The following is a 26,383-nucleotide window of genomic DNA, read 5'->3' on the forward strand; positions in this document are numbered from 1 at the left end:
TATAGCCGCTCCGGTAATAACTTTCTACATAGATTTGCTTCATCCGGACTCCCCATCTTCACCCCCCAGAGAGTCCAATATGTTTCTGAACTTTTGCAGGGGGGAGGGGGATTGTCGTGGTGGGAGAGTATTGACTTTCCAGCATGATATACAAGGGAAGGGATATTACGGATGGGGAGTGATAGCGATGATGGTGAGAATTCCTCTGGACGTGCCGTAATACCAGAAAACACGGTAGGCTGCCGGCGTATTCTGCTCGGCGTACGCCTCGAACACCTTCTCGCCAGCAGGCCCCTTTAAAGTGTCGTATTCATGAGTCTGAAGTCCTGGATGGCGCGGGTCTTGCGCTAGGAGATTGATGCTTTTCCTGACGGCTTTATACTGTTTAAGATGAGCGGCGTTGCCTTTCAGCGAGTCGTAATTCGCCCTGGCTTCGGCCGTCCAGTAAATTTCGAACAAGATGCTGTAACCTAAAGGTTTTTAATATCCACTCTGGCAATTTTGCCCTGTGCCGCCTGGTTAAGACCACGGCGCACCGAGGCGATAGCTTCGGGATTGTTGAAAAGCCAGGCTTCGTAGGCCGGAATGGAAGCCTGTGGATCCAGCACAATTTGCCCGAGGCGGTTGACATAGATGTGATAGCTAGTGTCTTCCTTGAGCAAATTCTTTTTCAACAGCACGCGGTTTTTGGCATCCGGCTTGACGCTTGAAGCCACCTTTTGAAAATCAGAGTTCTTAATTATCGGATTCATGACATGTGTATTGTAATGTATGTGGGAATAAATGTCAAGTGGGAATATCCCACATTCTCATTTCAGGCGAGGAGAACCCACTCAACCCCGGATGCGCCAAAAATCCAGCACCGGCGTTTCGTTGGCTCGTGCGAATACCTAGCCTCCGGCATGGTCGCAATCGATGATTTGAAATCCTCCGGTCAAAAATGTTAAAGTATATAATCGTTGGGCGCCTTGGTGAGCCCAACCCTCTTTTTCCATGATAAATCAGTATAAGGGGGTAGTATTTTTTGTATCGGATTTTGGAAAGACAGGACCTCACCCCCAATATTCACCTGTTCAAAATAGATGCGCCCCGCGTGGCGGCCAAAGCCCGCGCCGGGCAGTTCGTCATACTGCGCCAGGGTGAAAACGGCGAGCGCATCCCGCTGACGCTGGCCGACTGGAACAAGGACGAAGGCAGCGTGACGGTCGTCTTCATGGAAGTCGGCCTCACTACAAAAAAGCTGGCTCTGCTCCAGGCTGGAGATGCGCTGACTGACTTCGCCGGGCCGCTGGGACTGCCCACGCATATCGAGAACTACGGCACCGTCGTCTGCGTGGCGGGCGGCTTCGCCGTCGCCACCATCATGCCCATCGCCCGCGCCCTCAAAGAAGCCGGCAACCGCGTCATCACCATCATGGGCGCGCGCTCCCAGAGCCTGCTTTTCTGGGAAAAAGAGGTGGGGCGCTACAGCGACGAACTTATCGTCATCACCGACGACGGCTCCAATGGCCGCAAGGGGCTGGTGACCGAACCCCTGCGCGACATACTGGCTAAAGAAGGAAACGGCGTTACCCGCGTCATCGCCATCGGCCCGACCGTCATGATGAAATTCAGCTCCAAGACGTCGGAACCCTTTAAAGTTAAGACCATCGTCAGTCTCAACCCCATTATGGTTGACGGCACGGGTATGTGCGGCTGCTGCCGCGTGAGCGTAGGCGGCGTCACCCGTTTTGCCTGCGTGGACGGACCGGACTTCGACGGTCACGAAGTAGACTGGGACGAGCTGATGGCGCGCCAGCGCACCTATCTGGAACAAGAGGCCAGTTCGCTGGCGCAGTGGCAGTGCCAGCGGGGCGCTTGCGCTCAGGAGGCTCGCTGATGGCTAAAGCTAACCTGGACCGCAAGGACATGCCCCGCCAGAGTCCCGAGGCGCGGGCCAAAAATTTTGAAGAAGTGGCTCTGGGCTATACGCCCGATTTGACTGCCTTTGAAGCCAGCCGCTGCCTGAACTGCCCGAAAAAGTATTGCATCGGCGGCTGCCCCGTGGGCATCGACATCCCGGCTTTCATCATGGCCCTGCGTGAAAACGACCTGCCGCGCGCTGCCAGGGTGCTCAAAGAGAAAAACGCTCTGCCCGGCGTTTGCGGGCGAGTCTGCCCGCAGGAGACCCAGTGCGAGGCCGTCTGCCTGCTGGCGAAACAGAAAGCTCCCATCGCCATCGGCCGGCTGGAGCGCTACGTGGCCGACTGGGAAAGAGACCATCCTTCATCTGAAAAAACTGTGATAGCTCCTCCGAGCGGCAAGAAGGTGGCGGTGGTCGGCTCAGGGCCGGCCGGTCTTACCTGCGCCGCCGAGATGGCCAGGCTGGGGCACAAGGTCACCATGTTCGAGGCCCTGCACGTGGCCGGCGGCGTGCTGATGTACGGCATCCCCGAGTTCAGGCTGCCCAAGGACATAGTGCAGGGCGAAGTGGAATACGTCCGCTCCCTGGGTGTGGAGCTCGAACTGAATGCCGTCGTCGGCAAGATTGATAATGTGGATGAACTCCTCTCTCAAGGTTATGATGCCGTCTTCCTGGGCACCGGGGCGGGGTTGCCGCTCTTTTTGAGGGTTCCCGGCGAGAACCTCAGCGGGGTTTACTCGGCCAACGAGTTCCTGACGCGCGTCAATCTGATGAAGGCCTACCGTTTCCCGGAGTTCGATACGCCGGTGAAGATAGGCAAAAAGGTGGCCGTCATCGGCGGCGGCAACGTGGCCATGGACGCCGCCCGCTGCGCCCTCAGGCTGGGCGCCGACGAAGTCTCCATCGTCTATCGCCGCTCCGAGGTCGAGTTACCGGCCCGCCGCGAGGAAGTCGAGAATGCCAAAGAAGAGGGCATCAAATTCCGCTTCCTGACCAACCCGACGAAATTCCTGGGAGATGCCAAGCATCAACTCCTAGGCATGGAGTGCATCGAGATGGAGCTGGGCGAACCCGACGCCAGCGGCAGGCACCGCCCCATTCCCAAGCCCGACAGTGCTTTTACGATGGATTGCGACGTGGCGGTGGTAGCGCTGGGGACCACGCCCAACCCGCTCATAGCCCAGACCACTTCAGGGCTCCATGTCAGCCACCACGGCACTGTGGTCGCCAGCGAAGCTACCGGCAGGACCAATAAAGCCGGCGTGTGGGCCGGCGGAGACGTGGTTACCGGCTCGGCCACCGTCATTTCGGCTATGGGCGCCGCCAAACGCGCCGCCGCCGACATGGACCGCTACCTGCGCGGAGTGGAACAGACTCCGGCCTGATATTCACCTCAGGACTAGAATCCAATATCACTCTGTTGGGGGTAATCCGTAAGGCCTATCCCCTTTATCCCCTTCCCGACCGGGAAGGGGAAATTAAATTAAAAAGATTTTTCAAGAGGGGTCTGCACCCCTCTTGGCGCCCCGGTTTTACAATTCGAAGGAAAAATTGTTAAGAGGGCTCGGGATAGTCCCCTCGGCTGTGCTCGGGACAGATCTGGTCCGCCCCCTTTTGCAGGGTCTTCCCCTGGGAAAAAGACTGATTCAAGGATTACTGTCCATTATGATTGCTTTCCCTCGCTCTGCTCAGGACAGGCTCTATCCGCCTCAGGCGGACTCCTTGCAACGACAAGTATGATGCCTGTCTATTGCCCACGCCAGCCGAAAAATATATACTAGTCCAACAAATGAAAAGGAGGCGGGGATGAGCGAAGAACATGTATATTTTGCTAAAACAGTAATGTCGGGCCCGGCGGAAGTCATCGACTCCGGCACCGTCATATCCTTCTCCGGCAGTCCCATCTCTCTGCACTACCCGGACCTGGGAATCAGGATTGTTTTCGAGTTCAAGGCCGGCGAAGAAGGCCGCGACACCTCCGTGGAAAGCAGCGTTCCCGAACCGGGGACTCTCCAGTTGACGCTCTACAATTTCGACGACCGTTTCGGCGCGGGCACTATCAAGCCCATGCGCATCGGCAAGTACGAAGGGCGACGCCTTTACGTGCAGTTGCGCGTCTACACGCTGCAGGGCAGCCCCGACAAGACCCTGCAGTACACCGTTTACAAGGGGGAGGAGGTGAGCGACAGTGACCACGCCTAGACCCGCTCCCCAGAAACGCGCCGTCATCGAGCTGGACCAGGAGGACTTCCAGGGAGAGGTCGTCATCCATAAAAACCTGACGCAGGATGTCGTGCTTACCACCGAGGACAAGCTGAGGCTGGCGCTCATCCAGCACCGCGAAACGCTCAACTCACGCGCGGAATGGCTCGGAGCCGGCACGCTGACGCTCTCGTTCCTGTCCACGCTGCTATTGACACAATTCAAAGACATCGGCCCTCTGTCTTCCAGCACCTGGCAGGCGGTATATTTCATTTTCTTCGTGTTGGCGTTCGCCAGGTTTATCAACATTCTGGTTAAGATGTACGTGAACCGCAAGAAAGCCACCATAGACTACGTCATCAAGCGAATAAAACAGTCCGGCTCATCCGATGAGGAAGATGGGGCACAGTAACCAGATCAGGTAATTAAGACCGAGGCGGCAGGCGAAGAACCTGCCGCCTTTTTGTTTTAAGACGGGTATCTGTTCATCAGCACTAACCTGCTGACGGGGGTTGAGACGAAATAAAAAGCCTCTCCATGATTCGGAGAGGACTTTTCGATAGAAGATATTCGTTTACACGTTAAACAGGAAGTTGATCACGTCTCCGTCCTGCACGGTGTACGTCTTGCCTTCCAGCCTCAGCTGCCCGCGCTTCTTGGCCTCGGTCAGCGTCTGGCACTCCAGCAGCTCTTTATATCCGATGACCTCGGCGCGGATGAAGCCGCGCTCGATGTCGGAGTGTATCTTGCCGGCGGCCTTCTGCGCGTTCGAGCCCTTGGTTATGGGCCAGGCGCGCACCTCGTCCGGCCCGACGGTGAGGAACGATATGAGTCCGAGCAGGTCGTACGATGTGTGTATGACGCGCTCGAGCCCGGTCTGCTCCAGCCCGTACTCCTTGAGGAATTCCTTTGTCGAGGCTTCGTCCAGCCCCGACAGGTCCATTTCCAGCTTGCCGCACAGCACGATGACGCGGTGGCGCGGCTGGGCGAACTTCTGGTTGAGCTCCGTCTCCATCTGCTTCGACTTCGGCAGGTCAGCCTCGCCGATGTTGACCAGCGTGATGAGCGGTTTGGCCGAGAGGAACTGATAGCCCACCAGCAGGCGCTCTTCCTCCTCGGTCAGCTTCTGCTCGCGGATGGGGATGTCCTTTTCAAGCTCGTCGCGCAGGCGGTGCATCAGCTCCTGCTCCGCCAGCAAGCGGGGCTTCTCCTCCGGCTTGGCCCCGCGTATGGACGAGGCGATGCGGTTGAAGCGTTTTTCGATGATGGCCAGGTCGGAAAAGGTGACTTCGAGGTTCATGTCCGAGATGTCGCGCGCCACGTCGATGCTGCCCGAGGGGTGGGGGATGGCCGGGTCTTCGAAGGCGCGCACCACGTTGAGCAGCGCGTCCACACCGGCAAGCTGAGTCAAAAGCTGCCCCGCCGTGCCGCCGCCCTTGGCTAGGGCCTTGACGGAGGCGCCGATGTCGAGGTACTGGATCTCGGCATGTACGGTTTTCTTAGGCTGGAACATTCCTGTGAGGACGTCCAGGCGCGCGTCCGGCACCCTGGCCATGCCAACGTGCGCCGCCGAAGCCGCTCCGTATCCGCCCGTCTCCGCCTTGTTGCCGGTGAGGGCGTTGAAGACGGTGGTGCGGCCGCTGCCGGAAAGCCCGATGATGCCGATTCCCAGACTCATGCTATTTGATAATTTTCTCGGCCTGCTTGAGGGCCAGTTTTCTTTCGCCGGCGTTGAGTTTCTCGTTGGCGGCCAGCTCCAGCAGGGCTAAAAGCGCGTCGCGCGTGCCGATGTTGCCCATGTTCTTGATGGCGTTTGAGCGCAGGCCGCCGGAGAGGTCCATATCGGTGGCGATGGCCGTAAGCTTTTTGATTTCGGTGAGGATAGGTTCGGGCATATTATTTTCTCCTTAACGTTTGCCCCATTTTACTATCAGACGCGCGGGACTGCAAGAAAGGAGGTGCAATCAGCGGTCAGCTATCAGTGGCGAAGGCAGCAATCCTCTGGCGATGACCGGCGGACTATTCGAGAAAGATTGCTTCGCCACGATTACATCGGGGCTCGCAACGACGGCGGTGATGCGGGAGAGGCTTGATTCTCCCCTCTGCGAAAGGAAATAAAAGAGGGAAGATTTTACCCCTCCCTCTTCATAGTGTTGTCGAGTTTTATAGGGTGCTAACGTTTTGAACCCGTCGAGCGTCCGCGCAACATCGAGGCGATGATGAAGATCAAAATGATGGCTCCCACCACAATTAAGGCGATCTCGCCCGCATCTAGTCCGCTTGTCGGGGGGGGCGTGGTAGTCAGAGGGGGCGGGATAATCGTGGTATCTGTCGCCGCCGGAGTGGTTGTTGCAGGTACTGTTGTCGCGGGTGTAGTCGTCGGAGGTGTGGTAGTAGGCGGCGGGCCGAACTTCAATACGGTACCCCCCGCTCCCGCCGCGTATATGCTGCTGGCGGAATCGCCCCAGACTGACATGAGCGTATCGGTAGTACCGCTGGCTAAAGACGTCCATTTTGCACCGTCGTAGTGCAGGATAGCGCCGCCACTGCCCGCGGCATAAACGTTGGTAGCTGACAGGCCCCAAACCACATTCAAATCCGATGTGCTGCCGCTGGTCATGGCCGTCCAGGCTGTGCCGTCATAGTGTAGAATGGTGCCGCTTACTCCAGCGGCGAAGACATCGCTCGCGGCGCTGGCCCAGATGGCGGCTAGCCTGTTAGTGCTGCCGCCGGTCATGGCCGACCAGACACCATTGGTGAGTTGCAAAATGACGCCGCTGTCTCCCACGGCGAACAGGCCGGAGGTCGAACTGCTCCAAATGGCATACAGGTCTTTGGTGGTGCCGCTGGTGGCCGCCGTCCAGGAGGTGCCGTCATAGTGTTGCATTGCCCCGCCCGCGCCCACCGCGTACACGTCAGTGGCGGAATTCCCCCAGACGGAGTAAAAGTCGCTCGATACGCCGCTGTTCATAACTGTCCAGGCTTTGCCGTCGTAGTGCATGACGAGGCCGCCTGTACCCACGATAAAGACGTCGCTGGCCGCACTTCCCCAGATGCCGCGCAGGGCATTCCTGGCGCTAAGCGACTCCACGGTCCAGATGGTGCCGTCGTAACTGTAAACGTTCCCGGAGGAGCTTAAGGCAAAAACGCTGGAGGTTGATATTCCCCATACGGCCGTGATATCGTCCGGGGCATTGTTCGTCACCGCGCTCCAGGCGCTGCCGTCGTATTTCAGGATGGTGCCTGCGCTGCCTACAGCCAGCACGCTGGAGGCCGAGCTGCCCCAGACACCCGTAAGGTTTTTGCTGACGCCGCTGGACGATGTATTCCAGCCCGTGCCGTCGTAACGCAATATAGTGCCGCTGTTGCCGGCGGCGAATACGCTCGAACCCGGCGAACCCCACAGACGGTGCAGGTCTTTAGTGGTGCCGCTGGTCTGGGGGGCCCAAGCCGTCCCGTTATAATGCAGTATTGTCCCCGAGATGCCCAGAGCGAAGACGTCTCCTGCGGAAGAGCCCCAGAGGGCGGTAAGGTCGTTTGTCGTGCCGCTGGCCTGGGCGGACCACGCCGTCCCGTTATAGTGCAGGATAGTCCCGTCGACGCCCGCGGCGAAGACGTCGCTCGGCGAACTGCCCCAGATGGCCAGCAGGTAGCTGGTGCTGCCGCTGGTCTGGGCGGCCCAGCTGCCGCCGGAATAATTCAGCACGGTGCCTTTAGCCCCCACGGCCAGGATGTTCGAGGCCGAGCTGCCCCATATGCCGTAAAGGTCGTTGGTCGTGTTGGAGGTGAGAGCGTTCCACGAGCTGCCGTCGTAATGCAAGAGAATGCCCGCTTCCCCGGCGGCGTAGACATCGCCCGGCGAGCTGCCCCAAACACTGAAAAGTGTTTTGTTTATGCCGCTGTACATGGGTTTCCAGGCGGCGCCGTCGTAATGCCAAATGGTGCCTTTAGCCCCCACGGCGAAAACGTCGTTCTGTGAACTCCCCCATACGTTGATGAGGTTGTTGGCCGGGCTGATAGGCGCGGCGCTCCAGATATTGGCCGTGTCGGCGGCCAGCGCCGGAACCGCCAGGGCCAGCAAGGCCGCAGTGATAAAGAGACCGATGATGGCAAGGGAACGTCTCATAATAGATACCTTCCGATTTCTAATTTTAATCAATTACCGACTATTATAATGCCATGCGCTAAAGATTGTGTAAAGGGCAGGCTTTTCGGAAGGATGTCCATATAGTCCAGCCTCTAGCGACTATGTTACAATGGCTCGGGAGTTTTACTTGATACACGTCTTTTACGGCGCCGACGATTTTTCCATCCACGAAGCCCTCGACGAGATAAAAAAGGGGCTGGGCGATGCCTCCATGCTTTCGGCCAACACCACGCGTCTGGAAGGGGCCAAGTTACGCACCGAGGAGCTCGAGTGCGCCGTGCAGTCCGTGCCTTTCTTCGGCGAAAAGCGGCTGGTGATAATCGACGGCCTGCTGGGGCGTTTTGAACCAAAAGAAAAGCGCGGCGCGGCCAAAAAAGCGGCCAGACCTCCTAAAGAGAGTGAAGCCGAGCTGCACAAGACTTTTGCATCCCTCATCAACGCCACGCCCGAAAGCAGCATACTCGTCCTGCTGAACGGCGAAATCGGCAAGTCGAACGTACTGCTCAAGGAAATCTCCCCCAAAGCCGATATTCGCCTGTTTGCCCCCCTCAAGGGCATGCAGCTCGAGAGCTGGGCTAAAAAACGCGTCTCTCAGGCGGGGGGAACAATCTCTGAGGATGCGCTCAAAAATCTCGTTCGGCTGGTGGGCAGCGACCTGTGGGTGATGAAGGGCGAAATAGAAAAGCTGGTGCTCTACGCCGGGGAGCGCTCCATCGAGGCCGAAGACGTTAAAAAGCTGGTGGGCCTTTCACGCGAGGCCAGCATATTCACGCTGGTGGATGCCATCGTTGACGGCAGGCTCGGCCTGGCCAACCAGACCATGAACGAGATGCTGGAAAGCGGGGCCGCGCCCAGCTACGTGCTAGTGATGCTGGCAAGACAGCTACGGCTCCTCGTCCGCGCCAAGGAACTCAAAAACTCGGGGCAGTCCGAGAGTGCCATACAGGGGGCGCTGGGGTTGGGCGAATTTCCCTTCCGCAAGACGCTGGAGCAGGCATCGCGCTATACCATGTCGCGCTTGAAGGATTTCTATCACCGGCTGCTCGATACAGACCTGGCCATCAAGACCGGCAAATATGACGATGAGCTGGCGCTGACTATCCTGGTGTCTGAACTCTGTTCGCAGAATAAATGAAATGTTAAATTTATCAGCCAGCTATTCTCCCTTGAAGATGCTCGAAATACCAAGCACTAAATTCCAAATACTAAATAAGCACCAAGCACAAAACTCAAAATTATAAAATGGATTTTGAAATTTGTGGTTTGATTTTGTTTAGGATTTAGATATTAGAATTTAGGATTTTGCATCCAGGAGGCCCTCATGGAAGTACGCAAAGCGGTAATACCGGCGGCGGGATGGGGCACGCGTTTTCTGCCCGTGACCCGCGCCTATCCCAAGGAGCTGCTGCCCCTCATCAACAAGCCCCTCATCCAGTACGCCGTGGAGGAAGCGGTCAACTCCGGCATAGAGGAAATCGTTATCGTGATAGCAGAAGGCAGGCACGCCATCCCCGATTATTTCAAAGCCGCACCAGAGTTGCGTGCGTTCCTCCAAGAAAGAGGCGGAACCAAACTGGCCGACGAGATGGCGCGGCTGGATAACCTGGCTGACATAACTTACGTGATGCAATCCGAGCGGCGGGGGCTGGGGCATGCCGTGCTGATGGCCAAAAAGGTGGTAGGCAATGAGCCCTTCGCCGTGATACTGCCCGACGACGTGGTGGATGCCCGTGAGCCGGTGCTGGCGCAAATGCTCAAGGTTTCTAAAAAATATGAGTCAAGCGTAGTGGCGGTGGAGTCTATCGATACGCCGGAGATACAGCGCTACGGGGTTATCCGCCCCGAAACGGTGAGCCCGCGCGTGCACAAGGTGCTGGCGCTGGTGGAAAAACCAACCCCCGAGACGGCCCCCTCTTCACTCGGCATCGTGGGGCGCTATATCCTCACGCCGGAGATTTTCGATGCCATCGAAACAACCAGGCCGGGCAGCCAGGGCGAGATACAACTCACCGACGCGGCGTCCCTGCTGCTGAAAACGCAATCTATATACGCGCTGGAGTTCGAGGGCCGGCGCTTCGATGCGGGCAATCCGGTGGGGTGGGTGGAGGCGCAGATGGCTTTCGGGCTGAAGAACCCGGAGTTCGGGGATGCGCTGCGGGAGAAGCTGCGAAGGATGATTTAGGTTGCCCCGTAACTACCAATATGATATAATATTGGCACAATGGCATATTACGCCAATAATACAAGGAGGCATTCGTGGCTATACTAACTAAACTCACAAGCGGGGGACAGGTTACTCTACCCAAAGAGATTCGTAATAAAACCAATATGCAACCCGGTGACTTTGTAGAAATTGAGTTAAACGATGAAGGGCATATAGTTCTGACCCCTAAAAAATTAGTGGATGCCGATCAGGCTTACTTCTGGGCCGAAGAATGGCAGAAAGGCGAGCGCAAAGCGGATGAGGATATCAAAGCCGGGCGTGTAAAGTCCTTCAAGTCAGCAGCTGCTGCTGTTAAGTATCTTGAGGACAAAAAATAGCTGTGGAGCTTTACTTTACCGAGCAATTTGAAGCAGCATACGACAAATTAACTGCTGATGAAAAGCGCGGAGTTCTTAAAGCCCTAAATCTACTGGGCGATAACCCAAAGTATTCGAGCCTCTACGTGAAGAAAATGGAAGGTTGTCGAAACATATGGGAAGCTCGCTCTTCTAAAAGGGTCCGCATGACCTTTGAAATGAAGGGTAATGTCATCCTCTTGCGTAACGTTGGGGAACACGACCGAGTTCTAAAAAATCCATGAATTGGTGCTTTGACAGTCCCGCCCCCTTAATTTACAATCTTCTATAATTTATATGGGAACAGGTGACTGCTTTGACTGGTGACGAAATCCGCGCCAAGTTTCTGGCCTATTTCGAGGAAAGGGGGCACAAGGTCATCCCTTCTTCCTCTCTCATCCCGCACGGCGACCCCACCCTCCTCCTCACCACGGCGGGCATGGTGCAGCTCAAGCCCTATTTCATGGGGCAGGCCAAGCCGCCCCACACGCGCCTCGCCTCCTGCCAGAAGTGCTTCCGCACCACCGATATAGAGTCCGTGGGAGACGCCAGCCACCTGACCTTTTTCGAGATGCTGGGCAACTTCTCGGTCGGCGACTACTTCAAGGCCGAGGCCGTCGCCTTTGCTTGGGAGTTCATTACCGTGCGCCTGGGAATCCCTAAAGAGCGGCTATGGACAACCGTCTATCTGGATGACGATGAGGCCATGCAACTCTGGCGCAAGATGGGCGTGCCAGCCGAGCGCATCGTGCGTTTAGGCGAGGAGGACAATTTCTGGGGCCCCGCCGGGGATTCCGGCCCCTGCGGCCCGTGCAGCGAAATACATTACGACTTCGGCGAGGCTGCCGGATGCGGCAAGCCCGATTGCAACCCCTCCTGCAAGTGCGGGCGCTTCTGCGAGATATGGAACCTGGTTTTCATGCAGTACAACCAGGACAAGCAGGGAAACAGGACGCCGCTCCCCAAACCCAATATAGATACCGGCATGGGGCTGGAGCGCGTCACCGCTGTCATGCAGGGCAAGAATACCGTCTATCTAACCGATATATTCCAGCCTCTGCTCAAGCGCGCGTCGGAAATCACGGGCAAGAAGTACGGTGCGAATGCGGAGGACGACCGCTCCATGCGCGTGGTGGCCGAGCACGGGCGGGCTGTTGCCTTCCTCATCGCCGACGGCGTGCTGCCCTCCAACGAGGGGCGCGGATATGTGCTCAGACGTTTACTCCGGCGCGGCGTGCTGTTCGGACGGAGGCTGGGTCTGGACAAACCCTTCTTGGTAGATATGGCGGCAGCCACCATTGAGCAGATGGGCAAGGTCTATCTCGAATTGGTCAAGCGCAGGGCCTTCATCCTGGACGTCGTCAGGAGCGAAGAAGAGCGCTTTGAAGAGACGCTTAGCACTGGCCTCGACCTGCTGGACGAGATAATGGCGCGCGAGGAAACCAAGGTCCGCATGCGCATCACCGGCGAGGCCGCTTTCAAACTCTATGATACCTATGGATTCCCGGTGGAAATCACTCGGGAAATTGCTTCGTCACGCGGTTTCGAGGTGGATATCGAGGGCTTCGAGCGCGAGATGGACAAGCAGCGCGAAAAGGCACGCTCCGCCCACAAGTTCGGCGGGGGCGAAAAGGGCGGCGCCAAATTTACCGGCGAGTTTGAGCCCACGCGCTTCACGGGCTATGCCGGGCTCAAGGAAAGCACGCGCGTCGCAGGTATAATCGTGGCCAACGAAGGCGTCAACGAAATTGCCACGGACCAGAAGGCGGGCATTGTCCTTGAGGACACCCCCTTCTACGCCGAGATGGGCGGTCAGGTCGGAGACACAGGGCAGATAAAGGCTGAAGGTGGGCTGTTTACGGTCACCAATACGATTAAACTGGGCGCACACACCACTCTGCATCAGGGCTATGTGGCCGAGGGAAGCTTTGCGGTCGGCGACGCTGTGATTGCCGAGGTTGACCCCGCGCGGCGCGCTGACATCGCGCGCAACCATACCGCCACACACCTCTTGCACTACGCCTTGAGGCAGGTGCTGGGCGAGCACGTGCAGCAGAGGGGCTCGCTGGTGGAGCCGCTTAGGTTACGCTTCGATTTCTCGCACCTCGCTCCTCTGGCTGCTGAGGAGATAGATAAAATTCAGGATATCGTCAATGCCGAGGTGCGCCATAACCACCCGGTGTATGACAAACAGATGTCGTATAAAGAGGCTGTTGTCTCCGGGGCTATCGCCCTTTTTGATGAAAAATACGGCGACGTGGTGCGGGTCTTATCAATCGGACGTCCAGCCATCAGCACCGAGTTGTGCGGCGGCACGCACGTTGCGGCCACGGGCGAGATAGGGATATTCCAGATTGTCAGCGAGGCCAGCGTGGGTTCCGGCCTGCGCCGCATCGAGGCAGTTACGGGGCGTGAGGCGATGAGGATAGCCGTTGCGAGCATCAACACGCTCCAGTCGCTCGGCAAGCTGCTGGACAGCGCGCCCGAAGGCGTCATGCAGAAGGTGCAGGCCCTGCTGGCCAGCCGCGATGCCGAGATCAAGCGCGCCGAAATCATGGAGCGCGAGGCGGCGCTCAAGGACGTGTCCGCTCTGCTTACTCACGCCGTAGATGTCGATGGAGTGAAGCTGCTGGCTGTGCGCGTCAAGCCCGCCCGCCCGGAGACCGTGCGCGAGGTAGCCGACGCTCTGACGAACAAGCTGGGCAGCGCGGTGGTGGTGCTCGGCACGGTGAGCGACGAAAAGCCGTACTTTGTGGTTTCGGTAACACCCGACTTGACGGCCAAGGGTTATCACGCCGGCAACCTCATACGCCAGGTGGCGGCCATCACGGGGGGCGGTGGTGGCGGCAAACCGGGACTGGCTCAGGGCGGCGGCAAGGACGTCTCTAAACTGGACGAGGCAATCTCGGCGGTGCCGGGGTTGTTGAAAAAGAAGTAAGCCCTAGCCGTCGTTGCGAGGAGTCCGTCCGAGGCGGACGACGAAGCAATCGCATTGACATTCAAGGAGTTCTGTAGGGGCACGGCGCGCCGTGCCCGGAGCGAATGAGATTTCCTCTCCCCTTGGGGGAGAGGAATAAGGTGAGGGGGCAGACTCCCTGACTCTCACCCTCACTCTTGTCTCTCCCCTCAAGGGAGAGAAGATAGTTAGATAGTCCTTGCGAGGTCTGATTTGCGCATTATGGCTCTGGACGTAGGCGACAGCCGCATCGGGGTGGCCTTATCCGATCCACTTGAGATGCTGGCCAGCCCGCTAACCATCATAAAACGCTTGAACGAGGCTTCGGACCTACAGAGTGTCGCCAACCTGGTTAACGAGCACAAGGCCGGGAAACTTCTGGTCGGGTTGCCCCTATCGCTGTCCGGTGAGACCGGCATGCAGGCGGAAAAAGTAAAGGCGTTTGCCTCTCGTCTCCAGGCTGCCCTTTCCATACCGCTAGAAATGGTTGACGAGCGCTTCAGCACCGTCACGGCGCGCGAGTATATGAGTGAGACCGGGAGGAAGAAGGACCGCTTCAAGAAGGACGACGCCATCGCCGCCGCCGTCATTTTACAGTCCTACCTCGATGAGGCTTCGTCGCGACAGGCTAAGATGTCCTAACTCTCCTTTTGAGGTAGAACTGAGTTTGGTATAAAATACGCTGCCATGCCTTTTACCTCTACTGTTAAAAACTACATTGAAGTCTTAAAACCCCGCGAGACGCTCCTGCTGGGTTTCATCGGCCTGTGTTCCGTCATCATCGGAGCGCAGGGACATCCGCCAATCGGCACTCTCTTTCTGGCGACTTTAACCATCCTCATTGCCTCCGCCGGAGCCAATGGCCTGACCAACTACCTCGACCGCGATGTGGACGCCCGCATGCGGCGCACCTGCGGGCGCGTGCTGCCAACGAAGCGCATCCAGCCCCCGTGGAAGGTGCTGGCCTGGTCTCTCAGTCTTATCTCTCTGGGTCTGGCACTGGCCTGGGTGGTGCACCCGTATGCCTTCGCCGCCGACCTCGCGGGCACGGTTGCCGCCGCCGTCTTTCGCAAACGAGTCATCTGCGTTTTCCCGCAGGGGGCCATCGCCAGTTGCGCCCCGGTGCTGATGGGCTGGTTTGCCGTAAATCCGCACTTCACACTGGAAGCGGGGCTGCTCTGCCTGCTTATCTGCGCCTGGCTGCCTTTGCATGTGTGGAGCGTGATGGTCTCCCACAGAGACGATTACATAGGCGCGGGAATTACATTTTTCCCCATGAACGTTTCGGTGCGCACGGCTGTCCTGGTGCTGTTGGTTTTCGCACTGGTGCTGAACGTGGCGGCGGTCAGCCTTTATTACGTGGCGGGCTTCAACCTGCTTTATCTGCTTGTGGCTGTAATCCTCGGAGCGGCCATGCTCTTTGCAACTGCGAGGCTGGTGTCCTCGCACACGTCCAAAGACGCCTGGAAGCTCTACAAGCTATCGAGCTTTCCTTACTTGGGCTTGATTTTCGTGGCGATGTGCATAAGTATCTGGGTGGGTTAAGACGGGCAGAGCAATGGACAATTTCCGACTGGTCAAGCATCCTTCCTCCGCCTCAGCCCGCGCCGGTGAACTCGTCACGGCGCACGGCGTCATTCCCACCCCCGTCTTCATGCCGGTGGGCAGCCAGGCCACGGTCAAAACCCTCACGCCGGACGAGATAAATACGCTCGGCGCGCGGCTCATCCTCTGCAACACCTACCACCTCTACCTCAGACCGGGCATTGAGGTCATCAAAAAGCTGGGCGGGTTGCATCGCTTTATGGACCGGGACGGGGCCATCCTCACCGATTCGGGCGGCTACCAGGTGTTCAGCCTGTCGGCTCTTTCCAAAGTTACCGACGAAGGCGTCACCTTCCGCTCGCATATCGACGGTTCGACCCACTTCATCACGCCCGAAATAGCTGTAGCTCTCCAGGAGGGGCTGGGTTCGGATATCGCCATGGTGCTGGACGAACCCTCACCTTCCGATGCTCCCCTTTCTCAAGTACGCCAGGCTATGGAGCGCACGCACCGCTGGGCGGAGAGAAGTCTGGCCGCTCATAAGAGGGCGGACCAGCAGCTTTTTGCTATCGTGCAGGGCGGCTTCTCGCCGGAACTGCGCAGGCAGTCCGCCGAGTACCTCACCTCGCTGGATTTTCCCGGCTACGCGCTGGGGGGCCTGAGTCTGGGCGAACCCAAAGAGCTTACCTGGGAGACGGCGCGCACAACGCTCCAGTATCTGCCGCAGGACAGGCCGCGCTACCTGATGGGCGTGGGCTCGCCAGAGGACGTGGTGGAGGCGGTGGGGCTGGGCGTTGATATGATGGACTGCGTGCTGCCCACGCGCGTGGCGCGCAACGGAGCGCTTTTCACCCGCCGAGGGCGGGTCAACATCGATAACGCCGTTTTCCGCGAGATGGATTCTCCCGTAGAGCGAGGCTGCGACTGCTACACCTGCGCCCACTTCTCGGCAGCCTACGTCAGCCACCTTTTCCGCGCGCAGGAACTGCTGGCCTACCGTTTGGCCACCATCCACAACCTGCGGTTTATGGCTCGACTCATGGGGGACGTCCGCTCGTCTATCCTTAACGGCTCGTTCGAGGGTTTCAAGAAAGATTTTCTATCCGGCTACCAGACCACTGACGAGGGCGTGCGCCTGGAGCAGAAGCAGAAGTGGATCAAGGCGCGCAAGCCGGCGATAGATTAAAATCTTCCCTGCTATAATATTTCCATGATTACTACGTTCTATATACCGACCAAAATAATTTCGGGCACCGGGGGCTTCGGCCAGCTCGGCAAAGAGGCCGCGCGAATCGGCAAGAATGCCCTGCTCGTCACCGGTAAAGGCTCGATGCGCAGGAGCGGCCTGCTTGACCGCGCCGTAGCCGACCTGGATAAGCACGGCGTTGCGGTGGCCGTCTTCGATAAAATCGAGCCCAACCCCCGCTCCTCCACCGTGGATGAAGGCGCGGCCATCGTCCGCGAGAAAAAGCTGGACGTCGTCATCGCGCTGGGCGGCGGCAGCGCCATGGATGCGGCCAAGGGCATCGTGGTAGCCGCCATCGGCGGCAAGCCGGTCTGGCACTACATCGAGACGCGCCAGAAAATCGCGGGCGACGTTCCGAAGCTCATCACCGTTCCCACCGTGGCTGCCAGCGGCTCGGAATCCAATTGCGGGGCGGTCATCACCAACTGGGAGACGCATGACAAGTGTGTCCTCTCCGACCGCTGCGCCTATCCCGCCGTCTCCATCGTCGACCCGGAACTGACACTTACGCTTCCTGCCAGACCCACGGCACAGGGTGGCGTGGATATATTCTGCCACCTGGTAGAGCCTTACATAACGGCGGGCAATCCCCAGCCCCTCACCGACGGCATCGTGGAAACCAGCATGAAACTGGTGGTGGACTACCTGCCGCGCGTCCTAAAAAAGCTGGATGATCTGGATGCGCGCTCGCAGCTATCCTGGGCCAGCACCATCGCCTGCTCGGCTTTCGCGGGCTTGGGTGGCGGGGACGGTGCCATGACCATGCACGGCATCGAACATCCGCTGAGCGGGATGTACGACATGGCGCACGGGGACGGCCTGGCAGCTTTGCTGCCGGCATGGCTGCGGTCTCTAGCCGACATCCGGCAGGACCGGCTCGACAAGCTGGCCTGCAATGTTTTCGGCAAAAAGGACGGTATCAAGGCAGTCGAGGACTGGCTCAAAGCCTGCAATATGAACCTTAAACTGCGCGACCTGGGCGTGGAAAAGGACAAGTTGAACGACCTGGCTGCCAACGCGCTGAAAACGGCCCCCTGGCTGGCGGCGCACCCCAAGAAGCTGGATAAAGCGGCTATCGCGGCGATTTACGGGGAGGCGTGGTGACGTTTAACTTTCCATACTTAATTCCCCGACCGTAAGGTCGGGGAAGTTTATTTATTTAGAATCTCAAGCGGCCCATTCTAGTTCTCTCTGAATTAAGCATCCGCATAGCAATTCATCTCCCCAACCACTCCACCTCCACCTCCGCCAGCGCCTCTACGGCTGCCGGGCAGATCTCGGAAACGGCCAGGTGTAACAACCCGTCGTCGCACTTTATGGCGTACATGGGGAAGCGACGGCAGGTCTCAGGCCTGGCATTGTATATAGTGCATCCGGACTTGCCCGCGCTGAAAAAGCGGCAGGGCTGCTTCATATAATATGTACTGCCCATCACCGAGAAGGTGTCGCCCCATTCGTTACGGGGGATGTCGAGGCGCTTCATTTCGGCTGTGGTCACCCTGACGCCGTCGAACTGCGTGCAGCATGCGCCGCAGCGCCGGCAGGCGAAACAGCGGCGGAATGATTCGACTGCCTCCTGTGTGGCTATCAGCCCGGATATGCGGTTCTTCGGCATGGCGGCAGATTTATCTCCTCAGGAACTCCACTTCCACCTCGGCCAGGGCTTCCTTATTGATTTCCTCGCCCTTGAGGGAGAGGATTAAGAGCCTGCACTGAGCAAAGCGAATGTGTGAGGGTGAGGCTTTGGGCGATAACTCTACCCCTCACTCTATCTCTCCCGCAAGGGGAGAGAAGAAACCTATCTCCCCAGGAACTCCACCTCAAGCTCAGCCAGGGTGTCGAGCGCGGCTTCACACCTGTCGCAGACTCCCAGATGCACCAGACCGTCATCGCAGCGCTGGTTGTACAGCGGGAAGTTGCGGCAGGTCTCCGGGCGGTCACTATATATAGTACATTTCGCCTTAGAGGCGTCGTAAAAGCGGCACGGCTCTTTCATATAATAAGTGTCGTCGAACAGCTCGAAGACGTCCATGCGTTCGTTTTGAGGCACGGGCAGGAGTTCCAGTTCCCCCTTTTTCAGCTTGACACCCTTGAACCCGGTGCAGCAAGTCCCGCAGTGCCTGCACGCAAAAGCCGCACGGAAGGCGTCGACTACCTCCTGCGTGGCTATGAGCTCGGATATCCTGACGCTTGGCATGGAGGTATTATAGAAGAAAATCGAGTACTGACTCAAAGTGTCTGGTTTCAATCACAGGCCGTTAGCCTGCTATAATCTTCATAATGAACATCGGCATATTACTGGCAATTGTGGCCTGGCTGGCTGCGGTCTCCTTTGTAGCGGCCACAAAAATCAAGGCTCCTGCTCTGGCTGTTATAGTCACTGTTTCCGCGTCAATTGTGATACCTCTGGCGCTGGCTATTCTCTATACCTCGTTTTTCCCATGGTCGCCTCTGGGGCCCGAGGAGTTTTTAGACAAATACCTGAGAATCCTTATCGGGGAGCACGGAGACAATCTGCCCCGGCTTTTCATATCCGTTTTCATCGGAGTGGCATTCGGATTCGCCGTCAGATATATCGTTACCCGCCTGAGGCGCGCCTGAATCCGAAAAATTATTTTCCAAAACCCCTCCAACATCTTGACACGCTGGCTATTTACGCCTCTTTTCGCTATTGACAAGATTTTGTGCTGATGGTATTATTACTTTTGCCTTGTGAAAACGGGCGATTATGTTGACGATAGATACATAAAGGTAATTACCGGTGAAAAACCGAGCGGTGGCTTGGTGCATGCGCCAGGCCACTTTCTTTATGCCTCTATCCGATTTAACAACTGAATATATAAGAAACAAGCTAATATCAAGTTTGAAGTAGGTCAAGCAAAACAAGGCGCACGGTGGATGCCTTGGCATCAAGGGCCGACGAAGGGCGTGGCAAGACTGCGATAAGCCTCGGTAAGCTGTCTAGCAAGCTTTAACCGGGGATTCCCGAATGAGGCAACTCACACCGGCAAAACCGGTGTACCCCTGGCTCAACACATAGGCCAGGCGGGGGCAAGTGGGGGAAGTGAAACATCTCAGTACCCCGAGGAAAATACATTATTCCCTTAGTAGTGGCGAACGAACGGGGAACAGCCTAAACCGGGTAAACTTAGTGGCTCTGGAGCCTATGTTTATCCGGGGTAGTAAGACGGATTGGGCGTTGTTCAGAAAGCGCCATGGAGTTACAAACCCAACTCTAGCAGAAGGTCTCTGGAAAGAGCCACCACAGACGGTGATAGTCCGGTAGGCGAAAGAGGCAAGCTCCAAGTCCTGTTCTTGAGTACCACGGGGCACGAAGAACCCTGTGGGAACCCGCCGAGACCACTCGGTAAGGCTAAATACCCTTGATGACCGATAGTGAACAAGTACCGTGAGGGAAAGGTGAAAAGCACCGCGAAAGCGGAGTGAAATAGACCTGAAACCGTGCGCCAACAAGCAGTCAGAGCCTGGACGCAAGTCCTGGTAATGGCGTGCCTATTGAAGAATGAGCCGACGAGTTAATCTGTGTAGCCGGTTAAGTGATTAAGTCACGGAGCCAAAGCGAAAGCGAGTCTGAATAGGGCGACTATGGTTGCACGGATTAGACCCGAAGCCGGGTGAGCTATCCATGGCCAGGGTGAAGCTTCGATAATCTCGAAGTGGAGGCCCGAACCGTTTAGCGTTGCAAAGCTATCGGATGAGCTGTGGATAGGGGTGATATGCCAATCGAACCCGGGGATAGCTGGTTCTCCCCGAAATGTATTGAGGTACAGCCTCGGATGGTGGTTAGCGGAGGTAGAGCTCTGAATGGAATAGGTGGGAGAGTATCCTGTCAACTCCAATCAAACTGCGAATGCCGCTAACTTAGTCCGGGAGTGAGACTACGAGGGCTAAGCTCCGTGGTCGAGAGGGAAACAGCCCAGACCGTCAGCTAAGGTCCCTAAGAACAGGCTAAGTGGCAAAGGAAGTAGAATTGCGTAGACAGCCAGGAGGTTGGCTTAGAAGCAGCCACCCTTTAAAGAGTGCGTAACAGCTCACTGGTTGAGTGGTACTGCGCCGACAACCCAACGGGGCTAAGCCTGTCACCGAAGCTACGGCATTCCGTTTACGGAATGGGTAGGGGAGCGTTCTTTTAGCAGCGAAGTCGAATCGTGAGGTTCGGTGGAGCTTTAAGAAGTGAGAATGTCGGCATGAGTAGCGCAAGATATGTGAGAAACATATCCGCCGGAAACCCGAGGTTTCCTAAGCAAGGTTAATCCGCTTAGGGTTAGTCGGGCCTAAGCCGAGGCCGTAAGGCGTAGTGCGATGGACAACAGGTTATTATTCCTGTACCGCTGTGGTGGAGGCAAAGGGGTGACGCAGGAGGTTAGTTCGAGCATTCCCATTGGACATGGAGTGTCGCTCAACGGAGATGATGCCGGGGCAGGTAAATCCACCCCGGATATAGTTGAAAATGAGAGGAAGTTGCGAGGAGACTCAAGACGATTCGAGTAACGCCAGGCTGCCTAGAAAAGCCTCGTTGCCGTTGAAACCATAGCGCCCGTACCTAAACCGACTCTGGTGGGTGGGGATAAGAGTCCCAAGGTGATCGAGATAACCCTCGTTAAGGAACTTGGCAATCTAGCCCCGTAACTTTGGAAGAAGGGGTGCCCTGATTTATCAGGGTTACAATAAATGGGCCCAAGTGACTGTTTAACTAAAACACAGGTCTGTGCTAAAGCGTAAGCTGATGTATACAGGCTGATACCTGCCCAGTGCTGGAAGGTTAATGGGAGGGGTTAGCGCAAGCGAAGCTCCGAACGAAAGCCCCAGTGAACGGCGGCCGTAACTATAACGGTCCTAAGGTAGCGAAGTCCCTTGTCGGGTAAGTTCCGACCCGCACGAATGGTGTAACAACTTGGGCGCTGTCTTAACGAGGGACTCGGCGAAATTGAAATACCCGTGAAGATGCGGGTTTCCCGTCACAGGACAAAAAGACCCCGTGGAGCTTTACTGTAACTTGTCATTGAGTCTGGTTTTACCATGTGTAGCATAGTTGGGAGGCTTTGAAGCCGGGGCGCTAGCCCTGGTGGAGCCGAAATGTGAAATACCAATCTTGGTGAATCTAGCCTCTAACCCCGGAGCAAGCCGTGGGACAGTGGCTGGTGGGCAGTTTGACTGGGGCGGTCGCCTCCCAAAATGTAACGGAGGCGCCCAAAGGTCCCCTCAGGGTGGATGGAAATCACCCGTAGAGTGCATTGGCATAAGGGGGCTTGACTGCAAGACTTACAAGTCGAGCAGGGACGAAAGTCGGGCAAAGTGATCCTACGGTACCGTGTGGAAGGGCCGTAGCTTAACGGATAAAAGCTACCCCGGGGATAACAGGCTTATCTTGCCCAAGAGTTCATATCGACGGCAAGGTTTGGCACCTCGATGTCGGCTCGTCGCATCCTGGGGCTGGAGAAGGTCCCAAGGGTCCGGCTGTTCGCCGGTTAAAGCGGCACGCGAGCTGGGTTCAGACCGTCGTGAGACAGGTCGGTCTCTATCCGTGATGGGCGCATGGAAACTTGAGGGGAGTTACCTGTAGTACGAGAGGATCCAGGTGAACAAACATATGGTGTGCCAGTTGTCTCGCCAGAGGCATCGCTGGGTAGCCAAGTTTGGTTCGGATAAACGCTGAAAGCATCTAAGTGTGAAGCCGGCCCCAAGATGAGGTTTCCCATCCCTCGCAAGAGGGGGTAAGGTCGCAGGTAGACCACCTGCTTGATAGGCCACATGTGTAAGCACCGTAAGGTGTTCAGCTGAGTGGTACTAATGACCGAGGGCTTGACCTGCTTCAAAGTTGATATTAGCAACTACCTTCAGTCCTCTCTCCCTTGAGGGGAGAGATAAGAGTGAGGGTGTACAATTAAAAACCGGCGCGTGAGCGTCGTTGCGAGAAGTCCTGATATAATCAGGACGACGAAGCAATCTTAACAACTGAAAAATAGGCTTAACAGCGAAAAAGTCTTCTGGTGATCAGAGCGAGGTGGCACCACCCGTTCCCATCCCGAACACGGCAGTGAAACGCCTTAGCGCAGACGATACTGGGGGGGCAACTCCCTGCGGAAAATATGCCATTGCCAGGAGGCTTTTTCTTTATCCTTGGAGCTTCAATCTGAGGATTCTTCGCAAGAAGGCTGTTAAGCCTTTTTTGTTGCCCAAAAATTGTCATGCTGGAGGCCCGCCTGGGCGGGCCGAAGCATCTGGTGGGGCGGTTGCTTTTCTCTCCCTTTAGAAAGGTGCTTATCCCTTAACATCACGTCAGAGGCAACCCCATGACTAGCCAAGATATATTCGTGGCTTTAGGTGGGGTATTCATTTGTCTTCTTTTTATCACCGCCAAATTGATAAGCATAGAAAAGCTTTTGAAATCACTCGTTGCTAAAAGCGCTCCTAAAAACGGCAATAATGCCAAAGGGGGTAGCTATGGCAAAGATTAACTGCAAGATAAATACTAACCAGTTGCCCACGAAATTGCCCTGCAATATCAGCCCAAAAGTCTTAAATACTTCGGTTAGGAATTTATCTTCAACATACATGGCGAATAAGCCTAATACGAGCGGGGCTATCTTATCCATAGCTAAAAAGCATTATAGCATGTCAATAATACAGGTGTTATACTCTAGGCTATGTCAATTAAGGCATGGTGGGCTGAACACTTTAGCGACAAACCGTCATCTTCTAGGTGGGGTATTATCCAAATCATCCTTACTGTTTCATTGTGGCTTGTGGCGACAGCAGTCTCTTTCTATGCGTTGTACATCAGCTTTGCAACTATGGGGTTGTGGATGATGGCTACTGTAGTCTTTATTCTGGCTTGTTTGGCTTTTGTTTTTGGCATTTTACTGGGTTGCGTTTCAATATATTTAGCCTTTAACTATCTTGCGAAAGGGACAAAGGACAATACGGCCACAAAAGATGATATTGGCAAACTAACTAAAACGATTAAGTCATTAACAAAAGAGGTGCATAATGGATTTGCCAATCAACAAAAAACGCAAAGACATTCAAAGGCCGAAAAAGATGGCAATGGACGAACGGACAATCACTAAGATGGCTAGACCTCGCAGGGTTGTCAAAAAAGATATAACCAAAGAGGAATTTCTAGCCAATCTTGGCAAAGTGTGTCAGCCTGTTAATGAGCAACCTAAATCTGATTCAGAAAAGAGTGGAACATAGGCCGTTCATCTTTGCGGTGATTATAGCGGAATGAATATTCGTTTACATAGGTTTGTAGATAGTCAGGGCTAACATGATGATAAACGCCAGATATGCCACGCTTAACCAGCGACCAGAAGCCCTCAATGGTATTGGTGTGAGCCGTTCCTTTAACGTATTCGCCAGCATGATGTTTGACGCTGATATGGTTATAGCCGTTAAGCCCATCATAGCCAGAATGTTCATCGCTGTACAGCGTGGCAGTAGGGCTTATATTGGCATAAATAAACTTGTGCATTTCGGGAATGGTAGTGCCTTGAAGCCGTGCGGTTGTTACTCTGCCATTGCGTTCAACAGCACCCATGACCGCCAGCTTGCCAATCGTGCCTCTACCGCTCTGTATCCTCTTGCTGGCGTGTTTGTTCTTTTCTTTTCCGCCTATGTAGGTTTCATCCGCCTCTACCATGCCAAACATTTTACCCGTGTTCTCGCCGAGCATAGAACGAATCTGCTTAAACATTCGCCACGCCGTTTTATAAGTTACGCCAGTGCTTCTTTGGAGTGCTTTGGCAGAATAGCCCGTTCTAGTGGTGGACATTTCAAAGATAGCCTCAAACCATGTTTTAAGCGGTGTGGTGGACTTGTGGAATATCGTATAAGCCAATGGCGAGATTTGATGTCTGCAAATATCGCAAGCATAAACAGGTCGCTGGCGCAATTTGGCATGAGGTGTAATCTGCTTGCAAATCGGGCAATAAATCCCGTCTGGATAAAGATGGTTCTTGAGCCATTCAAGGCAGGAATCGTTATCGGGGAACATCTTGGCGAAATCTTTTTTAGTGAATTTAATCTGCTTGGTATTCATGGCTTTTCTCCTTTATCTATATCTACTATAGCACAAGGAGAGGGTGATGTCAAGGGATAATTACCTTTAGAAAAGGGAGATTGAGAGGGATTTGAAGTTAGTTTCGAGTGTATTCTCCCCGCCTCAGGCGGACTTCCTCGAGGGCGAGGCATGCCTCGCCCCTACGCCGATTGGTTTTCGTTTCGGGGAGAAAAAAATTCCAGGGGAACGAATACCCTGCGCCAGTCACGGCCCAGGCGCGGATTTGTTTTTTGGTAAGAGCTTTTGCGAATGGGCCTCCGTGCCTGATTGGTATCCGTAAGCGGACAATTTGAATACACTCCTCATAGTGCCCCCTAACTTTCACCCTCACTTCCATTCGCTTCGCTCAGGATAGGGTTATCTCTCCCGTCAAGGGAGAGATGGCTTGAAGAGACACCAGGTGTCGCCTCGCTGCCGGCCAAACCATGGTTGACCTCATGCAGGGCCTGTTCGAATAGCGGCGTTCTAGCCCGGTCGCCAAGCACGTTTTGCACGGCTCTTTTAAACTGCTCTATATCGGTCGGGGCAATCTGCTGCTTCGTTTTGAGCAGCTTCGTAAGCGCGTTTATGGCCATCACCAGTACAGCGTGGTTCTGAGGGTCGTGCGCCAGGATGGAAAGAATCTTCATGCGCAGCAGGGCAATTTCATAATCCAGCCCGTGCAGGGCGGCGGCCGCCTCGAAGAGCTCGCGGTCTTCGGGGGTCATAACCCTGGCGTAGAAGCCGTGGGTGCGGGCATTCTGGTTGCCCGGCTGAGCACCAGGCTTCCTCTTAGATACTTCTTTTCGTTTCATGCGGCTATAGTAGCACAAACGTTCTATAAAGGGAAGAGGTGATTGTCGTGAGGGAGGGGAAAGGGAAAGCGTTTCCTAATCGTGGTTAGATTTAGATACGGGTTATACGACGAACCGGACGGGGCCTAAAAAATAATTTTCCGTTGACCTTTTTCAGTTCAAAGAGATCTGGTCTTCTTGAAATTAAATCCCTTATATATTGCATCTGCCTAACTGTTGGGTCACCATGGGCACCCTTTCCGGTAAAGTTCCCCCGTGTAGCCATGATTTTTGCAACAGTCATGACCGTAAAAAACCCCGGGAATGGACTAACTGTATCTGCCGCGAGACCTTGAATGACATCGATAATTTCTTCAACAACAATTGCCATATTCTCCTCCTTTGATCAGCTTTAATATCGTGGGTTTATCGTGATTCTCCCGCAATTTTTACACTGGTATTGCTGCACAGTATGTCTTCTTCCAGTTTGAGGATTTCTCGCAAATTTCTTACCAAATTTAATCAACCGAGTACTTCTACATTCCGGGCACTTCATTACAATTACACCAAACTAACTAACTAGAATATATGATAACACTTAAAGGTTTGGAAGTCAACATTGTTGGGCAGTAAAATGGCAAAATCACTCTCGAATATTGTTTTAGAGGGGAGAGCCACCCCGCCCCGGATTCTTCGGCCACCCATTGTGGCCTCCAGAATGACAAGTGGCATTTGACCCCGCCCCTCTCGCAGGTATATCGTGGCAGTATGCCGTCACTGCAGGAAGAACGCCGCGAAGCCCTTATCCGCGCCGCACAGCTCGCCCGCGTGAGCCCCGGCCTTGACTACGACGAGGCCGCCGTGGCTGCGGATGCCGCCGCCGCGCACCTGCTGGAATTCATGCGCCTGAACGGCGAATTCGCCCTGGGGCTGCTGCAGGCCGCTTCCTATTTGCTCTCCGGCACCAGC

28 protein-coding genes and 2 rRNA genes are annotated in these 26,383 nt (G+C 55.7%); 18 read left to right on the forward strand and 12 right to left on the reverse strand.

Going from position 1 to position 26,383, the window contains the following annotated elements; genetic code table 11:
* Positions 1 to 165 precede the first annotated feature (165 nt).
* Together C4542_04845 and C4542_04850 are read right to left on the reverse strand one after the other, a co-directional pair.
* Entirely contained in the window at positions 166 to 459 is a 294-nt protein-coding gene (locus tag C4542_04845; GenBank protein RJO62105.1) for a hypothetical protein, read from the reverse strand.
* 11 nt (positions 460 to 470) lie between these two features.
* Complete coding sequence (locus C4542_04850) at positions 471 to 752, reverse strand: hypothetical protein (GenBank protein RJO62106.1); 282 nt, start codon at positions 750 to 752, stop codon at positions 471 to 473.
* 272 nt (positions 753 to 1,024) lie between these two features.
* Here C4542_04850 and C4542_04855 point away from each other — a divergent pair, with 272 nt between their 5' ends.
* From C4542_04855 to C4542_04870, 4 genes are all read left to right on the forward strand, one after another.
* Positions 1,025 to 1,879 (forward strand): sulfide/dihydroorotate dehydrogenase-like FAD/NAD-binding protein, encoded by an 855-nt coding sequence (locus C4542_04855; protein RJO62107.1) that lies wholly within the window; start codon positions 1,025 to 1,027, stop codon positions 1,877 to 1,879.
* Positions 1,879 to 3,288: an NADPH-dependent glutamate synthase gene (gene gltA / locus C4542_04860; GenBank protein ID RJO62108.1), complete on the forward strand. Its 1,410-nt coding sequence runs from the start codon at positions 1,879 to 1,881 to the stop codon at positions 3,286 to 3,288. The genes C4542_04855 and gltA overlap by 1 nt, the downstream gene beginning before the upstream one ends.
* A gap of 421 nt (positions 3,289 to 3,709) precedes the next feature.
* Positions 3,710 to 4,105 (forward strand): hypothetical protein, encoded by a 396-nt coding sequence (locus tag C4542_04865; GenBank protein RJO62109.1) that lies wholly within the window; start codon positions 3,710 to 3,712, stop codon positions 4,103 to 4,105.
* Positions 4,092 to 4,517: a hypothetical protein gene (locus C4542_04870; protein RJO62110.1), complete on the forward strand. Its 426-nt coding sequence runs from the start codon at positions 4,092 to 4,094 to the stop codon at positions 4,515 to 4,517. Before C4542_04865 ends, C4542_04870 begins: the two co-directional genes overlap by 14 nt.
* Positions 4,518 to 4,679: 162 nt before the next feature.
* Here C4542_04870 and ychF read toward each other — a convergent pair whose 3' ends face one another.
* From ychF to C4542_04885, 3 genes are all read right to left on the reverse strand, one after another.
* On the reverse strand, positions 4,680 to 5,783 hold the full coding sequence (gene ychF / locus C4542_04875) for a redox-regulated ATPase YchF (protein RJO62111.1): 1,104 nt from the start codon (positions 5,781 to 5,783) through the stop codon (positions 4,680 to 4,682).
* 1 nt (position 5,784) lies between these two features.
* Positions 5,785 to 6,000 carry a hypothetical protein gene (locus C4542_04880; GenBank protein ID RJO62112.1) on the reverse strand — a complete coding sequence of 72 codons (216 nt, stop codon included), beginning with the start codon at positions 5,998 to 6,000 and terminating at the stop codon, positions 5,785 to 5,787.
* A gap of 278 nt (positions 6,001 to 6,278) precedes the next feature.
* On the reverse strand, positions 6,279 to 8,231 hold the full coding sequence (locus C4542_04885) for a hypothetical protein (GenBank protein RJO62113.1): 1,953 nt from the start codon (positions 8,229 to 8,231) through the stop codon (positions 6,279 to 6,281).
* A gap of 130 nt (positions 8,232 to 8,361) precedes the next feature.
* Between C4542_04885 and holA the strand changes: the two genes are divergently transcribed.
* The 9 genes from holA to C4542_04930 all read left to right on the forward strand — a co-directional run bounded on the left by holA (position 8,362) and on the right by C4542_04930 (position 17,662).
* Positions 8,362 to 9,387 (forward strand): DNA polymerase III subunit delta, encoded by a 1,026-nt coding sequence (gene holA, locus C4542_04890; protein ID RJO62114.1) that lies wholly within the window; start codon positions 8,362 to 8,364, stop codon positions 9,385 to 9,387.
* 186 nt (positions 9,388 to 9,573) lie between these two features.
* Positions 9,574 to 10,434, forward strand: coding sequence for a UTP--glucose-1-phosphate uridylyltransferase (gene galU / locus C4542_04895; protein RJO62115.1), 861 nt, complete (start codon positions 9,574 to 9,576; stop codon positions 10,432 to 10,434).
* 80 nt (positions 10,435 to 10,514) lie between these two features.
* Complete coding sequence (locus tag C4542_04900; GenBank protein RJO62131.1) at positions 10,515 to 10,793, forward strand: AbrB/MazE/SpoVT family DNA-binding domain-containing protein; 279 nt, start codon at positions 10,515 to 10,517, stop codon at positions 10,791 to 10,793.
* A gap of 2 nt (positions 10,794 to 10,795) precedes the next feature.
* The gene (locus C4542_04905) at positions 10,796 to 11,056 is read left to right on the forward strand and encodes a hypothetical protein (GenBank protein RJO62116.1); all 261 of its coding nucleotides are present in this window, start codon (positions 10,796 to 10,798) and stop codon (positions 11,054 to 11,056) included.
* A 71-nt stretch (positions 11,057 to 11,127) separates the two neighbouring features.
* Positions 11,128 to 13,749 carry an alanine--tRNA ligase gene (locus tag C4542_04910; protein RJO62117.1) on the forward strand — a complete coding sequence of 874 codons (2,622 nt, stop codon included), beginning with the start codon at positions 11,128 to 11,130 and terminating at the stop codon, positions 13,747 to 13,749.
* 240 nt (positions 13,750 to 13,989) lie between these two features.
* On the forward strand, positions 13,990 to 14,409 hold the full coding sequence (gene ruvX / locus C4542_04915; GenBank protein ID RJO62132.1) for a Holliday junction resolvase RuvX: 420 nt from the start codon (positions 13,990 to 13,992) through the stop codon (positions 14,407 to 14,409).
* Positions 14,410 to 14,454: 45 nt separating this feature from the next.
* On the forward strand, positions 14,455 to 15,312 hold the full coding sequence (locus C4542_04920) for a protoheme IX farnesyltransferase (protein ID RJO62118.1): 858 nt from the start codon (positions 14,455 to 14,457) through the stop codon (positions 15,310 to 15,312).
* A gap of 13 nt (positions 15,313 to 15,325) precedes the next feature.
* Positions 15,326 to 16,498: a tRNA guanosine(34) transglycosylase Tgt gene (locus C4542_04925; GenBank protein RJO62119.1), complete on the forward strand. Its 1,173-nt coding sequence runs from the start codon at positions 15,326 to 15,328 to the stop codon at positions 16,496 to 16,498.
* A 24-nt stretch (positions 16,499 to 16,522) separates the two neighbouring features.
* A complete protein-coding gene (locus tag C4542_04930) occupies positions 16,523 to 17,662 on the forward strand; it encodes an iron-containing alcohol dehydrogenase (protein ID RJO62120.1) in 1,140 nt (379 codons plus the stop codon).
* A 112-nt stretch (positions 17,663 to 17,774) separates the two neighbouring features.
* Here the strand turns inward: C4542_04930 and C4542_04935 are convergent, their stop codons facing one another.
* Positions 17,775 to 18,173, reverse strand: coding sequence for a YkgJ family cysteine cluster protein (locus C4542_04935; GenBank protein ID RJO62121.1), 399 nt, complete (start codon positions 18,171 to 18,173; stop codon positions 17,775 to 17,777).
* Positions 18,174 to 18,356: 183 nt separating this feature from the next.
* Positions 18,357 to 18,791, reverse strand: coding sequence for a YkgJ family cysteine cluster protein (locus tag C4542_04940; protein ID RJO62122.1), 435 nt, complete (start codon positions 18,789 to 18,791; stop codon positions 18,357 to 18,359).
* Between the two features lie 47 nt (positions 18,792 to 18,838).
* On the opposite strand from C4542_04940, the gene C4542_04945 reads away from it, so the two are divergent.
* Positions 18,839 to 19,159 carry a hypothetical protein gene (locus C4542_04945; GenBank protein RJO62123.1) on the forward strand — a complete coding sequence of 107 codons (321 nt, stop codon included), beginning with the start codon at positions 18,839 to 18,841 and terminating at the stop codon, positions 19,157 to 19,159.
* 48 nt (positions 19,160 to 19,207) lie between these two features.
* Here the strand turns inward: C4542_04945 and C4542_04950 are convergent, their stop codons facing one another.
* Positions 19,208 to 19,435, reverse strand: coding sequence for a hypothetical protein (locus C4542_04950; GenBank protein RJO62124.1), 228 nt, complete (start codon positions 19,433 to 19,435; stop codon positions 19,208 to 19,210).
* Here C4542_04950 and C4542_04955 point away from each other — a divergent pair.
* Both C4542_04955 and rrf read left to right on the forward strand, forming a co-directional pair.
* Positions 19,430 to 22,389: ribosomal RNA gene (locus C4542_04955) — 23S ribosomal RNA — on the forward strand. The genes C4542_04950 and C4542_04955 overlap by 6 nt on opposite strands.
* 176 nt (positions 22,390 to 22,565) lie before the next feature.
* A 5S ribosomal RNA gene (gene rrf / locus C4542_04960) occupies positions 22,566 to 22,683 on the forward strand.
* A 285-nt stretch (positions 22,684 to 22,968) separates the two neighbouring features.
* On the opposite strand, the gene C4542_04965 is transcribed toward rrf, so the two are convergent.
* Positions 22,969 to 23,175 carry a hypothetical protein gene (locus tag C4542_04965; GenBank protein RJO62125.1) on the reverse strand — a complete coding sequence of 69 codons (207 nt, stop codon included), beginning with the start codon at positions 23,173 to 23,175 and terminating at the stop codon, positions 22,969 to 22,971.
* Between the two features lie 51 nt (positions 23,176 to 23,226).
* On the opposite strand from C4542_04965, the gene C4542_04970 reads away from it, so the two are divergent.
* Positions 23,227 to 23,649 (forward strand): hypothetical protein, encoded by a 423-nt coding sequence (locus C4542_04970; GenBank protein ID RJO62126.1) that lies wholly within the window; start codon positions 23,227 to 23,229, stop codon positions 23,647 to 23,649.
* A gap of 95 nt (positions 23,650 to 23,744) precedes the next feature.
* On the opposite strand, the gene C4542_04975 is transcribed toward C4542_04970, so the two are convergent.
* The 3 genes from C4542_04975 to C4542_04985 all read right to left on the reverse strand — a co-directional run bounded on the left by C4542_04975 (position 23,745) and on the right by C4542_04985 (position 25,805).
* Positions 23,745 to 24,620, reverse strand: a complete 876-nt coding sequence (locus tag C4542_04975) for an IS1595 family transposase (GenBank protein RJO62127.1) — start codon at positions 24,618 to 24,620, stop codon at positions 23,745 to 23,747.
* Positions 24,621 to 24,955: 335 nt separating this feature from the next.
* Positions 24,956 to 25,435, reverse strand: coding sequence for a hypothetical protein (locus C4542_04980; GenBank protein ID RJO62128.1), 480 nt, complete (start codon positions 25,433 to 25,435; stop codon positions 24,956 to 24,958).
* A 91-nt stretch (positions 25,436 to 25,526) separates the two neighbouring features.
* Complete coding sequence (locus C4542_04985; GenBank protein ID RJO62129.1) at positions 25,527 to 25,805, reverse strand: hypothetical protein; 279 nt, start codon at positions 25,803 to 25,805, stop codon at positions 25,527 to 25,529.
* A gap of 377 nt (positions 25,806 to 26,182) precedes the next feature.
* Between C4542_04985 and C4542_04990 the strand changes: the two genes are divergently transcribed.
* Positions 26,183 to 26,383 (forward strand): hypothetical protein (locus C4542_04990; GenBank protein RJO62130.1); only part of this gene is annotated, 201 nt, incomplete at its 3' end.

The organism is Dehalococcoidia bacterium (assembly GCA_003597995.1).
Taxonomy (GTDB): domain Bacteria; phylum Chloroflexota; class Dehalococcoidia; order Dehalococcoidales; family UBA1222; genus SURF-27.

Excerpts from the sequence above, each read along its gene's own strand:
- C4542_04850 (RJO62106.1), bottom strand. The coding sequence starts at position 752 with ATGAATCCGATAATTAAGAACTCTGATTTTCAAAAGGTGGCTTCAAGC.
- gltA (RJO62108.1), top strand. The coding sequence starts at position 1,879 with ATGGCTAAAGCTAACCTGGACCGCAAGGACATGCCCCGCCAGAGTCCC.
- C4542_04865 (RJO62109.1), top strand. The coding sequence starts at position 3,710 with ATGAGCGAAGAACATGTATATTTTGCTAAAACAGTAATGTCGGGCCCG.
- ychF (RJO62111.1), bottom strand. The coding sequence starts at position 5,783 with ATGAGTCTGGGAATCGGCATCATCGGGCTTTCCGGCAGCGGCCGCACC.
- C4542_04880 (RJO62112.1), bottom strand. The coding sequence starts at position 6,000 with ATGCCCGAACCTATCCTCACCGAAATCAAAAAGCTTACGGCCATCGCC.
- C4542_04885 (RJO62113.1), bottom strand. The coding sequence starts at position 8,231 with ATGAGACGTTCCCTTGCCATCATCGGTCTCTTTATCACTGCGGCCTTG.
- holA (RJO62114.1), top strand. The coding sequence starts at position 8,362 with ATGGCTCGGGAGTTTTACTTGATACACGTCTTTTACGGCGCCGACGAT.
- galU (RJO62115.1), top strand. The coding sequence starts at position 9,574 with ATGGAAGTACGCAAAGCGGTAATACCGGCGGCGGGATGGGGCACGCGT.
- ruvX (RJO62132.1), top strand. The coding sequence starts at position 13,990 with ATGGCTCTGGACGTAGGCGACAGCCGCATCGGGGTGGCCTTATCCGAT.
- C4542_04920 (RJO62118.1), top strand. The coding sequence starts at position 14,455 with ATGCCTTTTACCTCTACTGTTAAAAACTACATTGAAGTCTTAAAACCC.
- C4542_04925 (RJO62119.1), top strand. The coding sequence starts at position 15,326 with ATGGACAATTTCCGACTGGTCAAGCATCCTTCCTCCGCCTCAGCCCGC.
- C4542_04930 (RJO62120.1), top strand. The coding sequence starts at position 16,523 with ATGATTACTACGTTCTATATACCGACCAAAATAATTTCGGGCACCGGG.
- C4542_04935 (RJO62121.1), bottom strand. The coding sequence starts at position 18,173 with ATGCCGAAGAACCGCATATCCGGGCTGATAGCCACACAGGAGGCAGTC.
- C4542_04945 (RJO62123.1), top strand. The coding sequence starts at position 18,839 with ATGAACATCGGCATATTACTGGCAATTGTGGCCTGGCTGGCTGCGGTC.
- C4542_04965 (RJO62125.1), bottom strand. The coding sequence starts at position 23,175 with ATGGATAAGATAGCCCCGCTCGTATTAGGCTTATTCGCCATGTATGTT.
- C4542_04970 (RJO62126.1), top strand. The coding sequence starts at position 23,227 with ATGTCAATTAAGGCATGGTGGGCTGAACACTTTAGCGACAAACCGTCA.
- C4542_04975 (RJO62127.1), bottom strand. The coding sequence starts at position 24,620 with ATGAATACCAAGCAGATTAAATTCACTAAAAAAGATTTCGCCAAGATG.
- C4542_04980 (RJO62128.1), bottom strand. The coding sequence starts at position 25,435 with ATGAAACGAAAAGAAGTATCTAAGAGGAAGCCTGGTGCTCAGCCGGGC.
- C4542_04985 (RJO62129.1), bottom strand. The coding sequence starts at position 25,805 with ATGGCAATTGTTGTTGAAGAAATTATCGATGTCATTCAAGGTCTCGCG.